The following is a 1,193-nucleotide window of genomic DNA, read 5'->3' on the forward strand; positions in this document are numbered from 1 at the left end:
ACCCTGTCCGGCGGCGAGGCGCAGCGTATTCGTCTCGCTTCGCAGATCGGTTCCGGCCTGACCGGCGTGATGTACGTGCTGGACGAACCATCCATCGGCCTGCACCAGCGCGACAACGATCGCCTGATCGACACGCTGAAGCACCTGCGCGACATCGGCAATTCCGTACTGGTGGTGGAGCATGATGAAGATGCCATCCGCACCGCCGACTACATCGTGGACATGGGCCAAGGCGCCGGCGTGCATGGCGGCGACGTAATCGCCTCCGGCTCGCTGAAAGACATCCTGAAGAACAAGCAGTCGCTGACTGCGCAATACCTGAACGGCACGCTGAAAATTGAAGTGCCGAAGAAGCGCCACCAGGCAGACCCGCAGCGCCAGCTGACCATCAAGGGCGCGACCGGCAATAACCTGAAGAAGGTGAACCTGTCGCTGCCGGTTGGCTTGCTGACCTGCGTGACCGGCGTTTCCGGTTCCGGCAAATCGACGCTGGTGAACGACACGCTGTACCCGGCCCTGTCGCGCCACCTGTATGGTTCGCAGACCGAACCGGCGCCGCATGAGTCCATCAGCGGCCTGGAACACTTCGACAAGGTGATCTCGGTCGACCAGGCGCCGATCGGCCGCACGCCGCGTTCGAACCCGGCGACTTACACCGGCGTGTTCACGCCGATCCGCGATCTGTTCGCGACGGTGCCAACCTCGAAAGAGCGTGGCTACTCAGCCGGCCGCTTCTCCTTCAACGTGAAGGGCGGCCGTTGCGAAGCGTGCCAGGGCGATGGCGTGATCAAGGTCGAGATGCACTTCCTGCCGGACGTGTACGTGCCTTGCGATGTCTGCCACGGTAAGCGCTACAACCGCGAAACGCTGGAAGTGCACTACAAAGGCAAGAGCATCACCGAAGTGCTGGAGATGACGGTCGAAGATGCGCACGAGTTCTTCAAGGCCGTACCGGTCATCGCGCGCAAGCTGCAAACCCTGCTGGATGTGGGCCTCGGCTACATCAAGCTGGGACAGTCGGCCACCACGCTGTCCGGTGGCGAAGCGCAGCGCGTGAAGCTGTCGCTGGAATTGTCCAAGCGCGATACGGGCCGCACGCTGTACATCCTGGACGAGCCGACCACCGGTCTGCACTTCCACGATATCGACCTGCTGCTGAAAGTGATCCACCGTCTGCGCGACCAGGGCAATAC

The 1,193-nt window shown here is 62.4% G+C and carries 1 protein-coding gene; it reads left to right on the forward strand.

Annotated features, from left to right (window positions below; all coding sequences use genetic code 11):
• On the forward strand, positions 1-1,193 hold a 1,193-nt coding region (gene uvrA, locus AB4Z11_RS32145), incomplete at both ends, for an excinuclease ABC subunit UvrA (RefSeq protein ID WP_442030293.1).

It is taken from the genome of Pseudoduganella sp. RAF53_2 (assembly GCF_052113985.1).
Classification (GTDB): domain Bacteria; phylum Pseudomonadota; class Gammaproteobacteria; order Burkholderiales; family Burkholderiaceae_D; genus Rugamonas.